The following is a 17,781-nucleotide window of genomic DNA, read 5'->3' as shown; positions in this document are numbered from 1 at the left end:
CGGATCCTGTGACGATGAGACCGTGAGCGCCGTCGACTCGAGCCCGCCCGACGTCCCCGGGCACCTACTGGACCGGATCATCGGCGAGGGGGCCTCCAGCCTGGTCTGGTCCGGCGTCGACCAGGCGGGCGAACCGGTGGCGGTGAAGGTTCCGCGCCCCGGTGCGGACCCCGGTGGCCACGCCGGGGCGGTCGAGCGCCACGTGCTCTCGGCGGTCCGGCACCCGCACCTCGTCCCCCTTCGTGAGGTCGTGCCCCTCGCCGACGGGCGCACCGCCCTGGTCTTCGACCTGGTCACCGGCGCGTCGCTGCGGACGATGGTCCGGACCCGCGGGCAGCTGCGGCCGGGGGAGGCGGTGACCATCCTGACGCCGCTCTGCCAGGCCGTCGCCGCGCTGCACGCCGCGGGGGGCCTCCACGGTGACGTCTCGCCCGGGAACGTCATGCTCACCGCAGCGGGGCGACCGCTCCTGCTCGACCTGGGAGCCTCGCACGTCGTCGGCCATGTCGGGCCGGTCTGGGGGACGGAAGGTTTCGTCGCTCCGGAGGTCCGGGAGGGGGGCCCTCCCACCAGCGCGAGCGACATCTTCTCCCTCGGGGCGCTGGCGTGGTTCTGCCTCACCGGCAACGGCGCTCCGGACACGGTCCAGCGTCTCGACCCCGCCACCATCACCAGCCATGTGGGTCCCGAGCTCACCGAGGTGATCGCCGCGTCCATCGACCCCGACCCCACGGCGCGGCCCTCGGCGGCGCACCTGGCTGGGGTGTTCTACGCGGCGGTGGGGGCCGAGCCGGTCGAGGTCGTCGTGGGCGCAGACGACGCCTCGGCTCTGACCCACCGGCTGCGGGCCGATGCTGCCCTCGAGGCACCGGAGCCGGCGCAGCGCCCGTGGGCCCCACGGCGACTCATCGTCGTCGGTGCGGCCCTCGGCGCCGTGGTCCTGGCGGTCGGGGGCTGGCTCCTGCTCGGTGGCTCGCCCGCAGCTGAGGCCTCGCGAGGGCAGGACGCCCCGGACTCGGCGGCCGCCGTCACCGCGCCGGTCCGACCAGAGGCGTCGACTCCTATCGTGGGGAGGACCACCGGGCGGTCGACCGACGGGGTTGCCCGCCGCCACCCGGGCCAGCTGCAGCACGACGTCGCCGCCCCCGAACGCCGGACCGCCGAGCTGCTGCAGTGGCTGTCGGACCGCCGCGCGCGAGCACTCATGGACCGCGATGTCGATGGCCTCGCCGGCGTGCACCGGGCAGGTTCGGCATCGCACGCGTCCGACGTCCATCTCGTCGAGACCCTGCTGGCCAGCGGCGACCGCTACGCCGACCTCCGACTCTCCGTGGGCAGCGCCACCTGGGTGCGCGGGGACCGGGAGCGCGCGACGGTGCGGGCCCGAGTGGGCTGGTCGGACTACGCCGTCGTCAACCGGTCCGGAGCGCGCCGACTCCGGCCGGCCGCAAGCGGGGACGTCCTCGACTTCGACCTCCGCCGGGGCCCGGACGGGTGGCGGATCGAGCACATCAGCGTCGCAGGGTCCACCTGACGGCTGCATCGAGATCGGCGTGCTCGAAGTCGAAGCCGCTGTCGGTGAGCCGGACCGGGTGCACCCGCTGGCTCGCGAGGATGCTGTCCGCGAACTCACCGACCACCGCCCGGAGGGCCAGCCTGGGCGCGGGCAGGAGAGCGGGCCGGTGCAGGGCGCGGCCGAACGCCGCGGCAATGTCGCGTTGCCTGGCCTCTCCCGGTGAAGCGAGGTTGAAGGGGCCGCTCAGCTCGGGGTGGTCGATCAGGTGGGTCACGGCGCGGACCGTGTCGTTGAGGGTCACCCACGGCCACCACTCCCGGCCGCTGCCGAGAGGTCCGCCCAGGCCGAGGCGGGCCAGCGTGAGGAGCCGCTCGAAGGCGCCGCCGTCCGGCGCCATGACGAGGCCCGTCCGGATCACGGCGACAGGCACTGCGGGGCCCACCGCCTCAGTGGCCTGCTCCCAGTGCACGACCACGGAGGCGAGGAAGTCGCGCCCCGGGCCGCTGCTCTCGGTGAGGACCTCGTCCCCGCGATCCCCGTAGTAGCCCACGGCCGAGGCGTTGACCAGCCTGACGGCGCGACCAGAGCGCTCGTGCTCCCCGGCAATGGCCTGCGCAACCGTTGTCGTGGCATCCACCCGCGAGGCCAGGATGGTCCGCTTGTAGTCGTCGCTCCAGCGGCGGTCGCCCACGCCGGCACCCGCCAGGTTGACCACGGCGTCGACGTCGGCCAGGGCGTCGGGCGGGAGTCGTCTCCGCGCCGGGTCCCAAGCCACCTCGTCCGGAGCGCCGGCCCGGCGGCGCACCAGCCGGACCACCTCGTCCCCGCGAGCGAGGAGATGACGCCGAAGCGCGCCGCCGATCAGACCGGAAGCCCCGGTGACGGCGACGCGCTTCGGCATGGTGTGGGGCTCCTCAGGCCTCGAAGTGGCCCTCTTCGAGCCGCGCCTTCATCGTGCCGAGGAAGCGGGCCGCATCGGCGCCGTCCACGATCCGGTGGTCGTAGGACAGCGCGAGATACATCATCGAGCGGATCGCGATCGTCTCGCCGCCATCAGCGTCGGTGACGACGACGGGTCGCTTGACGATCGTGCCGGTGCCGAGGATGGCCACCTGCGGCTGGTTGATGATCGGCGTGTCGAAGAGCGCGCCGCGGCTGCCGGTGTTGGTGATCGTGAACGTGCCACCGGACAGGTCGTCGGGAGTGACCTTGTTGTTGCGGGTCCGGTCGGCCAGGTCGGCGATGGCGCGGGCCAGTCCGGCGATGTTGAGATCGCCCACGTTCTTGACGACCGGGACCATGAGGCCCTTGTCGGTGTCCACGGCGATCGAGAGGTTCTCGGTCCCGTGGTAGACCACCTCGTCGCCCTCGACGCTCGCGTTGACCATCGGGTGGGCCTTGAGCGCCTCGGTCGCAGCCAGGGCGAGGAAGGGCAGGAAGCTGAGCTTCGTGCCCTCGCGGGCCTCGAAGTCCTTCTTCACCCGGTCCCGGATCCGCGCGACCTTGGTGAGGTCCACCTCGACGACGGTCGTGAGCTGGGCGGAGACCTGGAGCGACTCGACCATGCGCGTCGCGATGATCTTCCGCAGTCGCGTCATCTTCTCTCGGGTGCCGCGCTTCGGCGACACGGCCGCAGCCGCCGCGGGTGCTGCCGCCGGGGCTTCGGCCGCGGCGGGAGCGGGAGCCGGTGCCTCCGGCGCGGCCGGCTCCTGCGCGGCCTGAGCGGCCTGCGCGGCCTGCGCCGCGTCGAGGACGTCCTGCTTGCGAATCCGGCCACCCACTCCGGTTCCCTTGAGCGTCGACAGGTCGATCCCGTTCTGGGCAGCGAGCTTGCGCACCAGGGGGGTCACGTAGGCAGCCGCATCCGAGGAGTCGCTCGTCGCGGCTGCGGGCGTGGCAGGTGCAGCTGGCGCCTCGGCCGGTGCCTCGGGTGCTGCTGGTGCCTCCGGCTGGGCTGGTGCCTCGGGCTGGGCGGGTGCAGCTGGCGCCTCGGCCGGTGCGGCAGGGGCCTCAGCCTCGGCCGGTGCGGCAGGGGCCTCGGGCTCGGCCGGTGCGGCAGGGGCCTCAGCCTCAGCCGGCGCGGATCCGCCGATGATGGCGAGGTCGCCCCCGACCGGAACGGTCTCATCCTCGCCGACAAGGATCTTCGTCAGGGTGCCGGCGATCGGAGAGGGGATCTCGGTGTCGACCTTGTCGGTCGAGACCTCGAGGAGGGGCTCGTCGACGGCCACGTCGTCGCCCTCGGCCTTGAGCCACCGGGTGACGGTTCCTTCGGTGACCGACTCGCCCAGGGCAGGCATCGTCACGGTCTGGCCCTCGCCACCTCCGGCCGGCGAGGCCGCGGCCTGCGGCTGCTGGGCCTGCTCGGCCTCGGGCTCGCTCGTGGCCGGTTGCGGCTCCTGCTCGGTACTGGGGGCCTCGGGTGCGGGCGCGGCGGTCGCTGCTGGCGCCTCCTCGGCTGCGGGCTGCTTCGCCTCGGCGGGCTGCTCGGCGGCCGGTGCAGGCTCGTCGGCGGCTGCGGCGCCTTCGCCGATCACGGCGAGGTCGGCCCCGACCGGGACGGTGTCGTCCTCCTGGACGAGGATCTCCTGGAGGGTCCCGGCGACGGGAGAGGGGATCTCGGTGTCGACCTTGTCCGTCGAGACCTCGAGCAGGGGCTCGTCCACCTCGACGCGATCGCCGACGTTCTTCAGCCAGCGGGTGACGGTCCCTTCGGTGACTGACTCACCCAGGGCCGGCATGGTCACGCGTTCTGACATGACGTGTTCTCTCCTCTTCCCAGTTTCTGGCTCAAGCGTGCGCGTGCAAGGGCTTGCCGGACAGGGCCAGGTGGGCCTCCCCGAGCGCCTCGTTCTGCGTGGGGTGGGCGTGGACGAGGCCGGCGACGTCCTCAGGGTGCGCCTCCCAGTTGACGATCAACTGGGCCTCGCCGATCTGCTCACCCACCCGGGCCCCGATCATGTGAACACCCACCACGGGTCCATCCTTGCGCCGAACCAGCTTGATGAACCCCTGAGTGCCCAAGATCTGGGACTTCCCGTTGCCGCCGAGGTTGTACTCGTAGGTCTCCACCTCCTCGAAGGACTCACGTGCCTGGGCCTCGGTCAGACCCACGGACGCCACCTCCGGATCGCAGTACGTGACCCGAGGGATGCCGGACTCCTTGATGACGGCGGGGGAGAGGCCGGCGATCTCCTCGGCGACGAAGATGCCCTGCGCGAATCCACGGTGGGCCAGCTGCAGCCCCGGGACGATGTCACCGACGGCATAGACCCCGGCGACGTTGGTGCGGAGCCGCTCGTCCGTCGGCACGAAACCGCGCTCGACCGTCACGCCGGCCGCCTCGTATCCCAGACCTTCGGTCACGGGGCCGCGACCGACCGCGACGAGCAGGAGGTCCGCGCTCAGCGTCTCGCCGGACTCGAGCGAGACGGTGACGACGTCGTCGGCCTGGGTGGCGCCGGCGAACCGGGCGCCGGTCTTGAAAACGATCTTCCGCTTGCGGAAGGACCGCTCGAGCTGCTTGCTGATCGCCTCGTCCTCCGCGGGGACGAGGTGGGGCAGGGCCTCGACGATCGTCACCTCGGCGCCGAAGCTCTTGAACACGGAGGCGAACTCGACACCGATGACGCCGCCGCCGAGCACGACGACCCGGGCTGGGACGTGGTCGAGGACCAGGGCCTGGTCGGAGGTCATGATCCGGCCGCCGATCTCGAGCCCCGGCAACGACCTCGCGTGGCTGCCGGTGGCGAGGACGACGTTCCTGCCGGTGAGGCGACGGTCGCCGACGACGACGGTGTGGGGGCCGTCCAGGGCGCCGGCGCCCTCGACGTAGTCGACCTGAGCGGAGCTCACCAAGCCCTGCAGGCCCTTGTGGAGCCGGCTGACGACGCCGTCCTTGTAGCTGTGGACGGCCGCCATGTCGACCGACTCGAACGTCGACTTGACACCGAACCGGGCGCCATCGCGCGCGACGTCGGCGACCTCGGCCGCGTGGAGCAGCGCCTTGGTGGGGATGCACCCTCGGTGGAGGCAGGTTCCACCGAGCTTGCCCTTCTCGACCAGGGCGACCTTGAGCCCCAGCTGCGCCGACCGGAGGGCGCAGGCGTAGCCGCCGGACCCCCCACCGAGGATGACGACGTCGTAGTCGTCTGCGGCTTCAGCCGACATGTGCTGGTGCTCCTTCACGGCTCGATGACGGGTGGGTCAAGCACGGGCGTCACGGGTTGGGTGACGCAAGAAGCATCTTGTCATTGATCGAGAGCGACGTCACAGGCAGGTCACGCTGGCCGGTCGTGCCGGTCGGGCCTCGCTCGCGTCGTAGGGTGCGGGCATGGCTTGGTTCTCCCGCCGCCGTCGCTCCAAGGACACGCCCGTGCTCGGTCGGTCCGACGGCCCGCTGATGGACATCGACCGCAAGGCGGTCGAGGCGCACTTTCGCGGCTTCGTCGAGGCGCGGCTCGGCGTCGAGGCCTACGTCGAACCGGCCACCAGCGTCACGCCCACCACCGTGGTCCTCATCGCCTGGGACGGCGAGTGGACCCGGCGCGCCGTCGGGCAGCGCAACGACGCCTTCGAGCTCGCCCAGCGGCTCGGCGTCCCCGTCTACGACGTCAACCACACCGGCTACCCGAACCGCATGCGGGAGTGGAACAGCCGGCAGCGTCGCGGTGACTCGTGACCCCGGCTCGCCCGGCCGGGTCGCGCAAAGGACTAGCCCGTATGCCGCTGGGCTGAGAGTGTGGGGAACGTCAGGTCCGCGCCGGTGCAGGAGGTAGCACAGATGTCCAAACAAGAAGGTTCCACCACCGGCCCCAGTGAGGAGATGAAGGCCAAGTTCCGCCAGGCGCTCGACAAGAAGCAGGCGCACGGGGGCAAGGACGTCTCCGAGGACGACCAGGACCGGTCGAAGGTGCACGGAGCCCACGGGCCCGCCAAGGCTCAGCAGATGTTCCGCCGCAAGGCCGGTAGCTGACCTCGAGGGGCGAGACGGGCGACGCGTCGAGTGCGCAGAGTCGAGTGTGCACGTGCTGCCACGATCCTGACAGCGCGGAGTGAGCGTTCAGGGGCAGCACGTGCACACTCGACTCGTCAGGCGTAGCTCTCGACGAGCGAGACGAGGGTCCGAACCCCGAAGCCCGTGCCGCCCTTCTGCAGGTAGCCAGCGGGCGCCTTGTCGTTGAAGGACGGACCGGCGATGTCGACGTGGCTCCACGGGATGCCTTCGCCGACGAACTCGCCGAGGAAGATCCCGGCGGTGAGCATTCCGCCCTCGACGCCGCCCTTGTGGGCCAGGTCCGCGTTGATCGAGTCGAGCGCCGGCCGCAGCTCCTTCGGCAGCGGCATCGGCCACATCGCCTCTCCGGCGGCGTCGGCGGCCTCCAGCACGCGGCTTCGGAGGGCCTCGTCGTTGCCCATCACCGCGGCCGTGTTCGCCAGCGCCACGACCTGTGCGCCGGTCAGGGTGGCGATGTCGACGATCGCGTCAGGGTTCGACTCGCTCGCGAGCGCGATGCAGTCGCCGAGCACCATCCGCCCCTCGGCGTCGGTGTTGAGGATCTCGACCGTCTTGCCTCCCCGCATCGTCACGACGTCGCTGGGGCGCTGAGCGGTCGAGCTCGGCATGTTCTCGGCGAGCCCGAGGTAGCCGGTCACGGCCACGGGGAGGCCGAGCTCGGCGACGGCGAGGACGGCGGCAGCGACCGCGGCTGCGCCCGCCATGTCGCTCTTCATCGTCACCATGCCCGCAGCGGGCTTGATGCAGAGGCCACCCGAGTCGAACGTGATGCCCTTGCCGACGAGGGCGATCGATGCCTTCGGTCGAGCCGGGGCATAGGTGAGCACGGCGATCCGCGGCTCGTTGGCCGAGCCCTGGCCCACCCCGACGGTGCCGCCGAACCCCCCGGCTCGCAGCTGCCTCATGTCGTAGGTCTTCAGCTTCACCTTGCTGCCCTTGACCCGCTCGGCCAGGGAGTCGACGAATGTCGCCGGGTAGAGCAGGTTCGGGGGCAGGTTCACCAGGTCCCGGGTGTAGCCGACGGACTGGGCCAGCACCGCGGCCCGTTTCACGGCCCTGCGGGCTGCCGCGTCGGTGGGCCCCGCGAGGGCGATGGCCGTGACGCCCTCGGTGCTCGGTGACCCCGCCTTCGAGACGGTGTAGGCACCGAGGGCCGCTCCCTCGGCGGTCGCGGCGACCAGCGCCGCGGACGTTCCGGGGACGCTGACGACGACCTTCTTCTTCTTGTTCAGCGACCTGGTCGCAGCCCCGAAGCCGCGGCGCACGTCCTCGAGCGAGTCCCCGTCCGTCCGCCCACTGAGCTCACCGATCCCCGCGAGGACGACGACCCGGGCCGTGACGCCGGGCACCGCGGCGACCGCGGTCACCTCCCCGGCCTTGCCGGTCAGGTCGAGGTCTGCGATCACCGACTCGAGGTGGGTCACCGTCTTCCGCGGCAGCCCGTGGCCCGGAGCGAGGTTCGCTCCGTCTGCCCCCTGGACGATGCCCAGGACGAGTGCGTCACCCGGCGCCTCAGCGGCGGCGCGGGTGGAGAGGGTGAGGTTGGCCACGAGGGACTCCTTGTCGAGGTGTGGGCGACTGCCCTGGTGTCGACCGCACCGGTTGCCGGCCGGTCGACGCATGTGGCGACGATGATAAGGCTGCGGGGGCCGCGCTAAGTTGACCGCATGACGACAACGATGTCGGGGACGACCTCCCCGCTGACCTCACCCCTGCACGACCGTCACGTCGCACTCGGCGCCAAGCTGGCCGACTTCGGCGGCTGGGACATGCCGATCGAGTACCCGGGCGGGGGAGTGGTCGCCGAGCACACGGCGGTCCGCGAACGTGTCGGGGTCTTCGACGTCAGCCACCTGGGCAAGGCCTCGGTGCAGGGACCGGGTGCGGCGGAGTTCGTCAACTCCTGCTTCACCAACGACATCCGCCGGATCAGCACCGGTCAGGCGCAGTACACGCTCTGCTGTGACGAGTCCGGAGGTGTGGTCGACGACCTCATCGTCTACCTCAGGTCCGAAGAGGATGTCTTCCTCATCCCCAACGCCGCCAACACCTCCGAGGTCGTGCGCCGCCTCAAGGCCGCTGCGCCGGCCGGCATCGAGGTCACCAACCTCCACGACGCGTACGGCGTCATCGCCGTCCAGGGTACGAGGAGCGACGAGGTCCTCGACGCGCTCGGCTTGCCCACGGGTCACGACTACATGTCGTTCGTCGAGGCCGACTGGCGGGGCACGCCTGTCATCGTGTGCCGCACGGGCTACACGGGCGAGCGCGGGTACGAGCTGGTCCCGCGCTGGGATGATGCGCCGGCCCTGTGGGACGCCATCGTGGAGGCCATGGCCCCGTTCGAAGGGAAGCCGTGCGGGCTCGGGGCCCGAGACACGCTGCGGACCGAGATGGGCTACCCGCTCCACGGGCAGGACCTGTCCCTGGAGATCAGCCCGGTCCAGGCGCGGGCCGGCTGGGCGGTCGGCTGGAAGAAGGAGACCTTCTGGGGCAAGGACGCGCTGCTCGCGGAGAAGGCGAACCCGCCTCGGCTGAGCCGGGGGTTGCTCGTCACCGGGCGCGGTATCCCGAGATCGCACTGTGCCGTCTCCGTGCACGGCACCCAGGTCGGCGAGGTCACGTCCGGGACCTTCTCACCGACCCTGAAGCAGGGCATCGCGCTCGCGCTGCTGCACCCCGACGTCGCCGAGGGCGACACCGTGGAGATCGACGTCCGGGGCCGGGCGGTGGAGGCCAGGGTCGTGAAGCCGCCGTTCGTCGAGGTGCAGGTCCGGGAGTCCTGACCAACCCCGACGCAACGCGCCGTCCCGCTCAGAGCCCGCCGGGCACTCCGAGCGCGACGTGCGCTGCGACGAGGGCCACCGCGAGGGAGACCTCGATCGCCGCGCCGATCACGTCACCGGTGACACCCCCGAGCCGTCGGACCGCGTGGTGCGTCACGAGCCACGCGCTGAGGAGGGCCGCCCCGACGACGAACCCAGCGGCATACGGCCCGGCCTCTAGGGCCGCGAGCGTGACGGCACCTGCCAGCACGACCCCGACGACCGCGGCCAGGAGGCTGAACGGTCGGACCGTTCCGGCGACGGCGGCCCCGAGCCCTCCGGGCCGCGCGGCCGGAACCCCCCGACGGCAGGCCACCGCCGGGGCGAGCCGGCTCGAGACGACGGCGATGACGGCGAGCGCCGCCCCGGCGGGCGAGCCGAGGAGTGCCCCCAGCGCAGCCGCTTGGAGGAGGAGCACGAGCACGAGGGCGGCTGCCCCGGCGGGGCCCGTGTCGCCCTTCTTCATCACCTCGAGGGCACGCGACCGGTCCGGCCCGGACGTGAGGCCGTCGGCGAGGTCGGCGAGGCCGTCGAGGTGCATGGCCCGGCTGAGCAGCGCGGTGGTGACCAGCGCGAGGACGGCCGCGACGAGCGGGGAGAGGAGCTCCTTCTGGGCACCGACGGCGAGGACGGTCCACACCATGCCGGCGGGGAGGGCGGTGACGGGTGCGAGGACCATGGCGCCCTCGGCCACGACGCGGTCGACCCGGGTGGGCGGCTCGACCGGCAGCACGAGGAACGTCCCGGCGCTGAGCCGCCAGGAGTCACGCATCGAGCGTCGGTGGGGGGAGCGACTCGGGAACGACCGGGGCCCCCGAGAGATCGAGGACGCGCCCCGCGACGACGAGGTGGACCGCAGTCGCGACCTCTGCCACGCGGGCGTTGAGCCTGCCGAGCTCGTCCTGGAAGAGCCGGCCGGACGGGGTCGTGGGAACGAGGGACCAGCCGACCTCGTTGGTGACGACCACGACGGGATGGCTCGCGCGGCAGAGCGACTCCACGAGGGACACCGAGCGTTCGCGCACGTGCTGCGCGGCCCGGTCCAGGTCCTCCCAGCCCACGAGGTCCACCTGTCCCGTCAGCCACGTGCCGAGGCAGTCGATCAGCACCGGACCCGACGCGCCAGCCAATGCGGCGTCGAGGTCGACCGTCTCGAGGGTGCGCCAGCTGTCGGGACGACGCCGCTGGTGGGCGCGCACCCGTTCGGCCCAGGCGGAGTCGTCCTGATCCGACGGACGGCCGGTCGCGACGTACAGGACGTCCTGATGGAGGGCGACGAGGTCCTCGGCGTGTCGGCTCTTCCCGCTGCGCACGGGTCCGGTGACCAAGGTGGTGGTCGCGGCTCTCGTCGTCATCGGCGTGTGGGGTCGGGTCGGGTCGGCGCGCTGCCGGGCTCGCCGGGCCGGACGTCGGGCGGCGCGGATCGCATCGTGCTGGGGGAGGGTGCGTCGAAGATGACCGGCGAGCCGAACGCAGCGCGGCGGGCCGCACGGCGGAAGACCCGGAGCAGGGCCGGTCCGGCGACGACCACGAGCACGGCGTTGAGGACGCCACGCGGAAGGTCCCACCCGAGCGACGTCGCGAGGTAGAACACGCCGTAGTGACCGAGGTTGTCGGCCACCGACGCCCCGGGCACGAAGCCCATGCCGGTCGGGGCGTTGGCCCCGAGGAAGGGCCAGAACCACAGGTTCATGAAGAGCCCGTAGACGAGGCCGGTGAGCAACGCGTACCCGGACAGGACCCAGCGCTCGGAGCGGGCACCGGGCCGGCCGCGGAGGAGGCCCGCGCCCAGCCCGACCCCGCCGGCGCAGATCATCTGGAACGGCAGCCACGGTCCGACGCCTCCCGTGAGCAGGGCGCCCGTCAGCAGGGCGAGGGCGCCGGACACGAAGCCGACTCCCGGGCCGAGGACCCGACCCGCGACGATGACGACGAAGAACATCGGCTCGAGGCCCGCCGTGCCGGCGCTGAGGACCCGCATCGCGCCGCCGGCGGCCGCGGTGACCCCGAGCACGGCGATCGTCTTCGCGTCGAGCCGCCCTGCGGTGACCTCGGCCAGGGCCACCAACGTCAGGAGGGCGAGGATCCCCGCGAAGAGCCACGGAGTGTCGTTCCCGTGGCTGCGCACGAACTCCGGGGAGGCGAAGAACGGCCAGACGAAGGCGATGACGCCGATGCCGGCCACGAGCGTCAGGGCGGCCGCCGCCGGTCGACCGAACGGAATGACGGTCATGCCGACCGTCCCAACGCCGCCGCCACCTCATCCACGGTGAGCCAGGTCTGGGGCAGGAGCACCTTGGTCACCTGCGGGGCGAAGGCGGGGGAGGAGGAGAGCACCTCCCGGACCCCACCGTCGGTGACGACCTCCCCGTCGGCGAGGATCACCACCCGGTCGGCGACCTCGGCCGCGAGCTCGACGTCATGGGTGGCGAGCAGCACCGTCGTCCCGGCCGCGGCGAGCTCACGGAGGGCGGCGCTGAGTCGTTGCTTGGCCCCGTAGTCGAGTCCTCGCGTCGGCTCGTCGAGGAGCAGGACCTTCGGGGAGCCGGCGAGGATGACGGCCAGTGCGAGCTCGAGTCGCTGGCCCTCGGAAAGGTCACGTGGGTGCCGGTCCGGGTCGAGCCCACCAGAGATCCGGTCGAGGATCCTGCGGGTCGTCCCGGGCTCGACCCCGAAGTCGTCATCGGCGGCGGCGCACTCGGTGGCCACGGACTCTGCATAGAGCAGCAGCTCCGGCTGCTGGGGCACGAGCCCCACGAGGGCGACGCGGCGCCGGGCCGGCAGGGCGGCAGGGTCCGTCCAGCCGCTCTCGGTGCCGATCCGGGCGGACCCGCGGGCGAGGGGCAGCTGTCCGGCCAAGGCTCCCAGCAGGGTCGACTTGCCTGCGCCGTTGCGTCCCATGAGGGCGGTCACGGTCCCGGAGGCGAGGGAGAGGGTGAGGTCGTCGATGACGGGCCGGCCCCCGCGGAGGATCCGGGCTCGGGTCGTCCGAACCGTGTCCGAGCCCGGCCTGGTCGGTGCGCTCAGTGCGCCCAGTGCGCCCAGCGGGGCCAGCTCGGCGAGCCGCTCGCGGAGGCCGCCCGCGCGGCGTCGGGCGTCCCGGATCGAGAGGGGAGTGGGTGACCACTCGGCCAGCCGGGACAGCGCCACGAGCGGTGGGTGGATCGGTGAGTCGGCCATCGCCACCGCCGGGTCGAGCAGGTCGGAGGTGCGCCCCTCGTCGATGAGGATGACGCGGTCGGCGTGGTGGACGACCCGCTCGAGGCGGTGCTCGGCGAGGACGACGGTCACGCCCAGGTCGTGCACGATGCGGTGCAACGAGGCGAGAACCTCCTCGGCGGCGACGGGGTCGAGCGCCGAGGTCGGCTCGTCCAGCACGAGGATGCGGGGTCCGGCGGCGAAGACGGCGGCGATGGCGGCCCGCTGCTGCTGCCCGCCGGAGAGCGCCGTCAGCGGACGGTTGCGCAGGGAGGTCAGTCCGAAGAGGTCGAGCGTCTCCTCGACCCGCCGACGGATCGTCGCGGGGTCGAGGCCCATCGTCTCCATGCCATAGGCGATCTCGTCCTCGACGACGTCGGTGACGAACGTCGAGGCGGGGTTCTGCTCGACGAGTCCGACGACGGTCGCCAGGTCGCGGGGCCGGTGCGTGGAGGTGGGGTGGCCCTCGACGACGACGCTGCCGGTGAGGGTGCCCCCGCTGAAGTGGGGGACCAGGCCGTTGATGGTGCGCAGCAGGGTCGACTTGCCGCTGCCGGTGGGGCCGACGACGAGCACGAGCTCACCTTCAGGGATGCGCAGCGTCACGTCGCGCAGGCTCGGGGCGGGGGCGTCGGCATAGTGGACGGTCACGTGGTCGAACGTGATCATGCGACCCTCCGAGGTCGGGGCGTGAACCACGCCGGGAGCGCCGCGACGAGCACGGCCAGCACGGCGAGGAGGGGGACCGCAGGCGGCTCGGCGCGCTGAGTCGGGACGATGCCCGCCCAGGCGCCCGCTGCCGCCGCGACCAGGACGCCCCCCGCCACCGCCCCGCAGGCGACCGTGAGGGACTCGGTCGACGTCCAACGGTCGCGGCGGTGCCCTGACCGGCCGTCCCGGGACGCGCCCACGACGAGGCTCGCGCCGGCCACGAGCAGACCGACGAGCAGGAGCGGGAGCCCGAGGGCCCCGCCGACGGAGCTGTCGAGGAGGCCGTAGAGGCCCGCGAGGACCCCGAGCGCGCCGAAGAGGGCGAGGGCGGAGGCAGCGCGTCGCCCGCCGGGCGTCGTGCGGACCGCGCGGCCGTAGCCCCGTGACTCCATGGACGCGGCGAGGCCCAGCGACCGCTCGAAGGCGGTCTCGAGGACGGGGACGGTGAGCCGGGCCAGCTCGCGGAGGCCCCGACCGTCGTGCCCCCGCAGGGCCCGGGCGGAGCGGACCGTGCGCGCGTCTGCGAGCAGCTGCGGTGCGAACGTCAGGCCGACGACGACGGCGGTGCCGACGTCGTAGAGGGTCGCGGGAAGGTAGCGCAGGAGCCGGCGGGGGCTCGCGAGGGCGTTGGCTGCGCCGATGCACGCGAGGATGGCCGCGAGCCGGAGGGCGTCGTAGGCGGCGAAGAGGAGACTCTCCAGGGAGACCGGACCACCGATCCGGATGCTCGCCGCCCACTCCGGCAGCGGGATCCGCGGCAGCGTGACCAGCACGGTCTCCCCTCGGATCCCGTTGCCGAGCACGACGGTCATGAGGACGCGGAAGGTCACGACCGCTGCCCCGATGACGAGGAAGGCGACGAGCGGGTTGGGGGTCGAGGGGTCGCGCCGCTCGACCACCATCAAGACGCAGACGCCGATGACGAGGAGGAGGACGACCGGGTTGGTCGTCCGTGACGCAGCCGTCGCGAGCCCCAGCCCCCACAGCCACCAGGCTGCAGGGTGCTGGAGCCGCTCACGGGCGCTCATGCGGGAGGCGCTCAGGCGTCCCGGCGGTTGGCGGCGCGCGACCGCGCGACGACGAAGATGAGCAGCGCCAACAGGGCCAGGGCAGCGATGACGTATGCCGCTGTGCTCGTTCCGCTCGACGTCTCCACCGCGGGTGCGCTGGCTGCGGTCGCCGCGGCCGAGGGGGCGGCAGACGTGGTCGGTGCAGTGGACGGGGCCGAGATCTGGACGGGGGTGTCGGCCGCCTTCGCCTCGGCGCTCAGCTCCTTCACCTCGCCGCCACAGTCCGTGGCCGGGTAGCCCGCGACCGCGCACACGAGACCGTTCTCGACGCGGAGGTCCCCGGCGGCGGCCAGGACGTCAGTGCTCGTCGCCGTCGAGTCGACGACGGCGCAGATCGCCTGCGGCTCCGGGGGAGTGGCGCCGTCCGCGGCATCGGCCGGACGACCGAAGTCGATGACGAGGCCGACGCGCTTCTTGCCGGTCTCGGCCGCCGTCGAGCCACAGACCTGGTCGAACGTCAGAGTGGCCCGTGGGAAGCGGGTGTCGTTCATGTCTGCGACGGCGAAGCGCCAGCCGTCGACCGAGCCGTCCTCGGGGACGATCTGGTCGGGACCCTTCTGGGCGAAGGCCCACTTCCCGTCGGCCAGCTGGTAGAAGCCCCAGAACCGGTAGGCGGCAGCGTGGGCGGGGGCGAGCGAGAGGATGCTGATGGCTGCAGCGAGCAGCGCGGCGAGGGCGACCCGCACGGGGACGCGATGGGCAAAGGACACGTTGACCTCCTTGCGGTGGGGCACCGAGGTCGGAGGTGTGTCCTTTGGCCTGGTGTCTCCGGTCCGCTTTCCACGACAGACTGATGGGGAGCCGGATGGACACGGGTTTTCCGGCTGGTCCCGGTGCCGAGGTCGTCGGCGGCCGGGGTCACGGTTGCGGGTCAGCGCCGGAGTCTCACCGGCTTGCCCCATTGCCCATCGGTAAGTCGAACTGTGGCAGACGGAGCCGATGCGCGTCAAACGGCGCGGACCGGGTCAGGGGTGACCTTGGCGACAGTCGGTCCTCGCGGCAGGACGGCATCGTCACGAGATCGTTCGTGCGCCCAAAGCCCCCCGCGATCGCTGCGTTGGACCGTCTAGGGTGACGGGATGAGCTCGGACTGGACGTGGCTGTACTTCGATTCCCACGGCGAGACGATGGCGGACCCGGCCCTCGCCACCCGCGGCTTTCCGACGCAGAGCGACGCGGAGAACTACCTCGGCGAGTCCTGGCGTGACCTGCTCGCGGCCGGGGTGGAGTCGGTGACGCTGCGCCACGGTGAAGCCGTCGTGTACGGGCCGATGAGTCTCCGAGGGCCCGAGTGACCCAGCAGGACGTGCGCCGGACCCCGGCCGGCGCCGCGGGGTCTCCAGCCGGCTCCTCGCTGTCGCCTTCGCTCCAGCGCGACCTGATCACCCGGGTCAGCGCGGCGCAGCGGCGCTGGCGCTCGCCGGTCGTGAGCGCAGGGGTGGTCCGCGAGGGGCGGCTCGTCTGGTCCGGCCATGTCGGGTCGGCTGTTCTCGGCGACGGCGACCATGCCGCGGTGCCGGCCGGCGACTCGACACCGTTCCTCATCGGCTCGGTGACCAAGACGTTCACCGCCCTGGCGGTCATGGCCCTCCGGGACGAGGGACTCCTCACGCTCGATGACACGCTCGCCGACCACCTGCCGGGCACCAAGCACGCCACGGTCCGGCTGCGTCAGATGATGGCGCACGCGTCGGGGCTGCAGCGCGAGCCGATCGGGAACATCTGGGAGAGCCTGAGCGCACCTGAGCGCGAGGCGTTCCTCGCCGGAGCCGAGGTGGCCGAGCAGGTTCTTCCGGCGCACCACGCCTTCCACTACTCGAACCTCGCGTACGGCCTGCTCGGGCAGGTGGTGGAGCGGGTCACCGGCCGGCCGTGGGAGCAGGTCGTCCGCGAGCGGATCCTCGAGCCCCTCGGAATGACGAGGACGGGCCTCACACCTGCGGAGGACCGGGCGAGGGGCTACCAGATCGACCCCTACGCGGGCAGCGCCAAGGAGGAGCCCCTCTTCAGCCTCAATGCCACCGCGCCGCTCGGAGGACTCTGGTCCACGGTCGCGGACCTGGCGGCGTATGCCGCCTACCTCGCCGACCCCGATGACCGCGTCGTGCGCCCCGAGACGGTCGAGGAGATGTGCCGACCGCTCATCATGACCGACGTCGACGGCTGGACCGGCGCCTACGGCCTGGGCTTCGGGATGGCCCGGCGCGGAGACCGGGTGTTCGTCGGGCACGGCGGCGCCATGCCCGGCTACCTCACCGGGCTCCGGGTCCGGCGGCGGGAGCAGGTCGGCGCGGTCGTCTTCGCCAACGTCACCTCGGGTGCCGAGCCGCTCGCGCTCGCCGCTGACCTCATCGAGGCCGTCATCGACGTGGAACCGTCGATCGAGCCCGTCTGGTCGCCGGAGCCACCCCGGCCGGACCTTGCCGAGCTGCTGGGCCAGTGGTGGTCCGAGGGGTCGCCCCTCATCTTCTTCGTCCGCGACGGCGAGCTGTGGTCGCGCCTCACGGACGACACGTTGTCGGAGACCCGGTTCGCGGCGGAGGCCCCGGACCGCTTCCGCGCCGTCGCCGGGCGCGAGCGGGGCGAGGTGCTCGAGGTCGTCCGGCACCCGGACGGCACGGTGGTGAAGCTGTACTTCGCGACCTACGCCGTGACGCGGATGCCGCTCGGGTTCGCGGACCTCGTCGACCGGTCGCGTGACCGCGGCTCTGGTGCTGGCAGGACCGACGCGGAGGTCTGAGGAGGAGGGCTGGCGAGACGACGCCCTCGAGAGACGACGGCAGCCGGCGTCGATCTCAGGTCAGGTCGGCGAGGAGCCAGCCCAGCGGCATACGAGGACCTCGTGGGCAGGACTCAGGAGGGATGCTGCCCGCGGTCGACCGCCGGCTTCGGCATCCGGGTGCGGCGCATCTGGAAGGCCCGCATGACCGCGTAGAACGCGTCACCCTTCTCGGCCTGCCCGAACTTCGCGACGACCTTCTTCTTCGTGCGCAGCCACATGATCACCGCATCGATGATCGCCACCAATATGAGCCCGTAGACGAGGACGAAGACGAGCATGGTCGCCCAGTCGGAACCGACGAAGCTGATGAGCAGGACGAGGAGCATGACCGGCAGGATGAACTCGCCGATGTTCCAGCGCGCGTCCACGGAGTCGCGGATGAAGCGGCGACGCGGGCCCTTGTCGCGCACCGGGAGGTAGCGGTCGTCACCGGAGAGCATGCCGGCCCGTTGCTTGGCCATCGCCTCTCGGCGGGCCACCTTGTCCTTGGACCGGGCGGCCTTGCGGTCGGTGATGATGAGCGGACGCTTGTTGGCGGCCTCCTGGTCGCGCCGCTTCGGCGTCGGCCGGTTCTTCGCGCCGGGGCGCGGCGACGCGTCCTGCGGGGTGAGCGCTTCGTTCACGGTCTTCTTGCGTCCGAACACGAGGACAACTCTAGGTGC

At 72.3% G+C, this 17,781-nt stretch carries 17 protein-coding genes and 1 riboswitch; of the genes, 6 read left to right on the top strand and 11 right to left on the bottom strand.

All coding sequences use genetic code 11. The annotated features are described in order from the left end of the window. Positions 1 to 22 precede the first annotated feature (22 nt). A complete protein-coding gene (locus INTCA_RS18705) occupies positions 23 to 1,534 on the top strand; it encodes a serine/threonine-protein kinase (protein ID WP_013492846.1) in 1,512 nt (503 codons plus the stop codon). On the opposite strand, the gene INTCA_RS10245 is transcribed toward INTCA_RS18705, so the two are convergent. Genes INTCA_RS10245 through lpdA form a run of 3 tightly spaced genes read right to left on the bottom strand, consistent with a single transcriptional unit; the run spans position 1,512 to position 5,686 of the window. After that, positions 1,512 to 2,417, bottom strand: coding sequence for a TIGR01777 family oxidoreductase (locus tag INTCA_RS10245; protein ID WP_013492845.1), 906 nt, complete (start codon positions 2,415 to 2,417; stop codon positions 1,512 to 1,514). The genes INTCA_RS18705 and INTCA_RS10245 overlap by 23 nt on opposite strands. A 13-nt stretch (positions 2,418 to 2,430) precedes the next feature. Further along, the gene (gene sucB / locus INTCA_RS10240) at positions 2,431 to 4,275 is read right to left on the bottom strand and encodes a 2-oxoglutarate dehydrogenase, E2 component, dihydrolipoamide succinyltransferase (RefSeq protein ID WP_013492844.1); all 1,845 of its coding nucleotides are present in this window, start codon (positions 4,273 to 4,275) and stop codon (positions 2,431 to 2,433) included. Between the two features lie 31 nt (positions 4,276 to 4,306). Next, positions 4,307 to 5,686, bottom strand: a complete 1,380-nt coding sequence (gene lpdA, locus INTCA_RS10235; protein WP_013492843.1) for a dihydrolipoyl dehydrogenase — start codon at positions 5,684 to 5,686, stop codon at positions 4,307 to 4,309. A gap of 163 nt (positions 5,687 to 5,849) precedes the next feature. Between lpdA and INTCA_RS10230 the strand changes: the two genes are divergently transcribed. Beyond that, positions 5,850 to 6,197 (top strand): hypothetical protein, encoded by a 348-nt coding sequence (locus tag INTCA_RS10230; protein ID WP_013492842.1) that lies wholly within the window; start codon positions 5,850 to 5,852, stop codon positions 6,195 to 6,197. Between the two features lie 102 nt (positions 6,198 to 6,299). After that, the gene (locus tag INTCA_RS10225; RefSeq protein WP_013492841.1) at positions 6,300 to 6,491 is read left to right on the top strand and encodes a DUF5302 domain-containing protein; all 192 of its coding nucleotides are present in this window, start codon (positions 6,300 to 6,302) and stop codon (positions 6,489 to 6,491) included. Positions 6,492 to 6,607: 116 nt separating this feature from the next. On the opposite strand, the gene INTCA_RS10220 is transcribed toward INTCA_RS10225, so the two are convergent. Next, positions 6,608 to 8,083 (bottom strand): leucyl aminopeptidase, encoded by a 1,476-nt coding sequence (locus INTCA_RS10220; protein WP_013492840.1) that lies wholly within the window; start codon positions 8,081 to 8,083, stop codon positions 6,608 to 6,610. Positions 8,084 to 8,200: 117 nt separating this feature from the next. Here INTCA_RS10220 and gcvT point away from each other — a divergent pair, with 117 nt between their 5' ends. After that, on the top strand, positions 8,201 to 9,319 hold the full coding sequence (gene gcvT / locus INTCA_RS10215; RefSeq protein ID WP_148236561.1) for a glycine cleavage system aminomethyltransferase GcvT: 1,119 nt from the start codon (positions 8,201 to 8,203) through the stop codon (positions 9,317 to 9,319). A 28-nt stretch (positions 9,320 to 9,347) separates the two neighbouring features. Here the strand turns inward: gcvT and INTCA_RS10210 are convergent, their stop codons facing one another. Genes INTCA_RS10210 through INTCA_RS10185 form a run of 6 tightly spaced genes read right to left on the bottom strand, consistent with a single transcriptional unit; the run spans position 9,348 to position 15,047 of the window. Then, a complete protein-coding gene (locus INTCA_RS10210) occupies positions 9,348 to 10,130 on the bottom strand; it encodes an adenosylcobinamide-GDP ribazoletransferase (RefSeq protein WP_013492838.1) in 783 nt (260 codons plus the stop codon). Further along, positions 10,123 to 10,713, bottom strand: a complete 591-nt coding sequence (locus tag INTCA_RS10205; RefSeq protein ID WP_013492837.1) for a bifunctional adenosylcobinamide kinase/adenosylcobinamide-phosphate guanylyltransferase — start codon at positions 10,711 to 10,713, stop codon at positions 10,123 to 10,125. The genes INTCA_RS10210 and INTCA_RS10205 overlap by 8 nt, the downstream gene beginning before the upstream one ends. Continuing rightward, positions 10,710 to 11,591, bottom strand: coding sequence for an ECF transporter S component (locus INTCA_RS10200; protein WP_013492836.1), 882 nt, complete (start codon positions 11,589 to 11,591; stop codon positions 10,710 to 10,712). The genes INTCA_RS10205 and INTCA_RS10200 overlap by 4 nt, the downstream gene beginning before the upstream one ends. After that, a complete protein-coding gene (locus INTCA_RS10195) occupies positions 11,588 to 13,225 on the bottom strand; it encodes an ABC transporter ATP-binding protein (protein ID WP_013492835.1) in 1,638 nt (545 codons plus the stop codon). The genes INTCA_RS10200 and INTCA_RS10195 overlap by 4 nt, the downstream gene beginning before the upstream one ends. Continuing rightward, a complete protein-coding gene (locus INTCA_RS10190; protein WP_013492834.1) occupies positions 13,222 to 14,295 on the bottom strand; it encodes an energy-coupling factor transporter transmembrane component T in 1,074 nt (357 codons plus the stop codon). The genes INTCA_RS10195 and INTCA_RS10190 overlap by 4 nt, the downstream gene beginning before the upstream one ends. A gap of 11 nt (positions 14,296 to 14,306) precedes the next feature. Continuing rightward, positions 14,307 to 15,047, bottom strand: a complete 741-nt coding sequence (locus INTCA_RS10185; protein ID WP_013492833.1) for an SCO2322 family protein — start codon at positions 15,045 to 15,047, stop codon at positions 14,307 to 14,309. A 95-nt stretch (positions 15,048 to 15,142) separates the two neighbouring features. Continuing rightward, a riboswitch (cobalamin riboswitch) is annotated at positions 15,143 to 15,291 on the bottom strand. 125 nt (positions 15,292 to 15,416) lie between these two features. Between INTCA_RS10185 and INTCA_RS10180 the strand changes: the two genes are divergently transcribed. Further along, complete coding sequence (locus tag INTCA_RS10180) at positions 15,417 to 15,632, top strand: hypothetical protein (protein ID WP_013492832.1); 216 nt, start codon at positions 15,417 to 15,419, stop codon at positions 15,630 to 15,632. Next, positions 15,629 to 17,077: a serine hydrolase domain-containing protein gene (locus tag INTCA_RS10175; RefSeq protein ID WP_013492831.1), complete on the top strand. Its 1,449-nt coding sequence runs from the start codon at positions 15,629 to 15,631 to the stop codon at positions 17,075 to 17,077. Before INTCA_RS10180 ends, INTCA_RS10175 begins: the two co-directional genes overlap by 4 nt. Positions 17,078 to 17,190: 113 nt before the next feature. On the opposite strand, the gene INTCA_RS10170 is transcribed toward INTCA_RS10175, so the two are convergent. After that, positions 17,191 to 17,763 (bottom strand): DUF3043 domain-containing protein, encoded by a 573-nt coding sequence (locus INTCA_RS10170; RefSeq protein WP_013492830.1) that lies wholly within the window; start codon positions 17,761 to 17,763, stop codon positions 17,191 to 17,193. Positions 17,764 to 17,781 lie beyond the last annotated feature (18 nt).

The sequence above is a fragment of the Intrasporangium calvum DSM 43043 genome, assembly GCF_000184685.1.
In the GTDB taxonomy this organism is placed as follows: Bacteria; Actinomycetota; Actinomycetes; order Actinomycetales; family Dermatophilaceae; genus Intrasporangium; species Intrasporangium calvum.
The sequence above is the reverse complement of the archived record's forward strand: the minus strand, read 5'-3'. Positions and strand labels throughout refer to the sequence as shown.

Bases quoted from the DNA above. Each gene is read 5' to 3' on its own strand.
- INTCA_RS10210 (WP_013492838.1), bottom strand. From the start codon at position 10,130: ATGCGTGACTCCTGGCGGCTCAGCGCCGGGACGTTCCTCGTGCTGCCG.
- INTCA_RS10180 (WP_013492832.1), top strand. From the start codon at position 15,417: ATGAGCTCGGACTGGACGTGGCTGTACTTCGATTCCCACGGCGAGACG.
- gcvT (WP_148236561.1), top strand. From the start codon at position 8,201: ATGACGACAACGATGTCGGGGACGACCTCCCCGCTGACCTCACCCCTG.
- INTCA_RS10205 (WP_013492837.1), bottom strand. From the start codon at position 10,713: ATGACGACGAGAGCCGCGACCACCACCTTGGTCACCGGACCCGTGCGC.
- INTCA_RS10245 (WP_013492845.1), bottom strand. From the start codon at position 2,417: ATGCCGAAGCGCGTCGCCGTCACCGGGGCTTCCGGTCTGATCGGCGGC.
- lpdA (WP_013492843.1), bottom strand. From the start codon at position 5,686: ATGTCGGCTGAAGCCGCAGACGACTACGACGTCGTCATCCTCGGTGGG.
- sucB (WP_013492844.1), bottom strand. From the start codon at position 4,275: ATGTCAGAACGCGTGACCATGCCGGCCCTGGGTGAGTCAGTCACCGAA.
- INTCA_RS10195 (WP_013492835.1), bottom strand. From the start codon at position 13,225: ATGATCACGTTCGACCACGTGACCGTCCACTATGCCGACGCCCCCGCC.
- INTCA_RS10225 (WP_013492841.1), top strand. From the start codon at position 6,300: ATGTCCAAACAAGAAGGTTCCACCACCGGCCCCAGTGAGGAGATGAAG.
- INTCA_RS10230 (WP_013492842.1), top strand. From the start codon at position 5,850: ATGGCTTGGTTCTCCCGCCGCCGTCGCTCCAAGGACACGCCCGTGCTC.
- INTCA_RS10200 (WP_013492836.1), bottom strand. From the start codon at position 11,591: ATGACCGTCATTCCGTTCGGTCGACCGGCGGCGGCCGCCCTGACGCTC.
- INTCA_RS10190 (WP_013492834.1), bottom strand. From the start codon at position 14,295: ATGAGCGCCCGTGAGCGGCTCCAGCACCCTGCAGCCTGGTGGCTGTGG.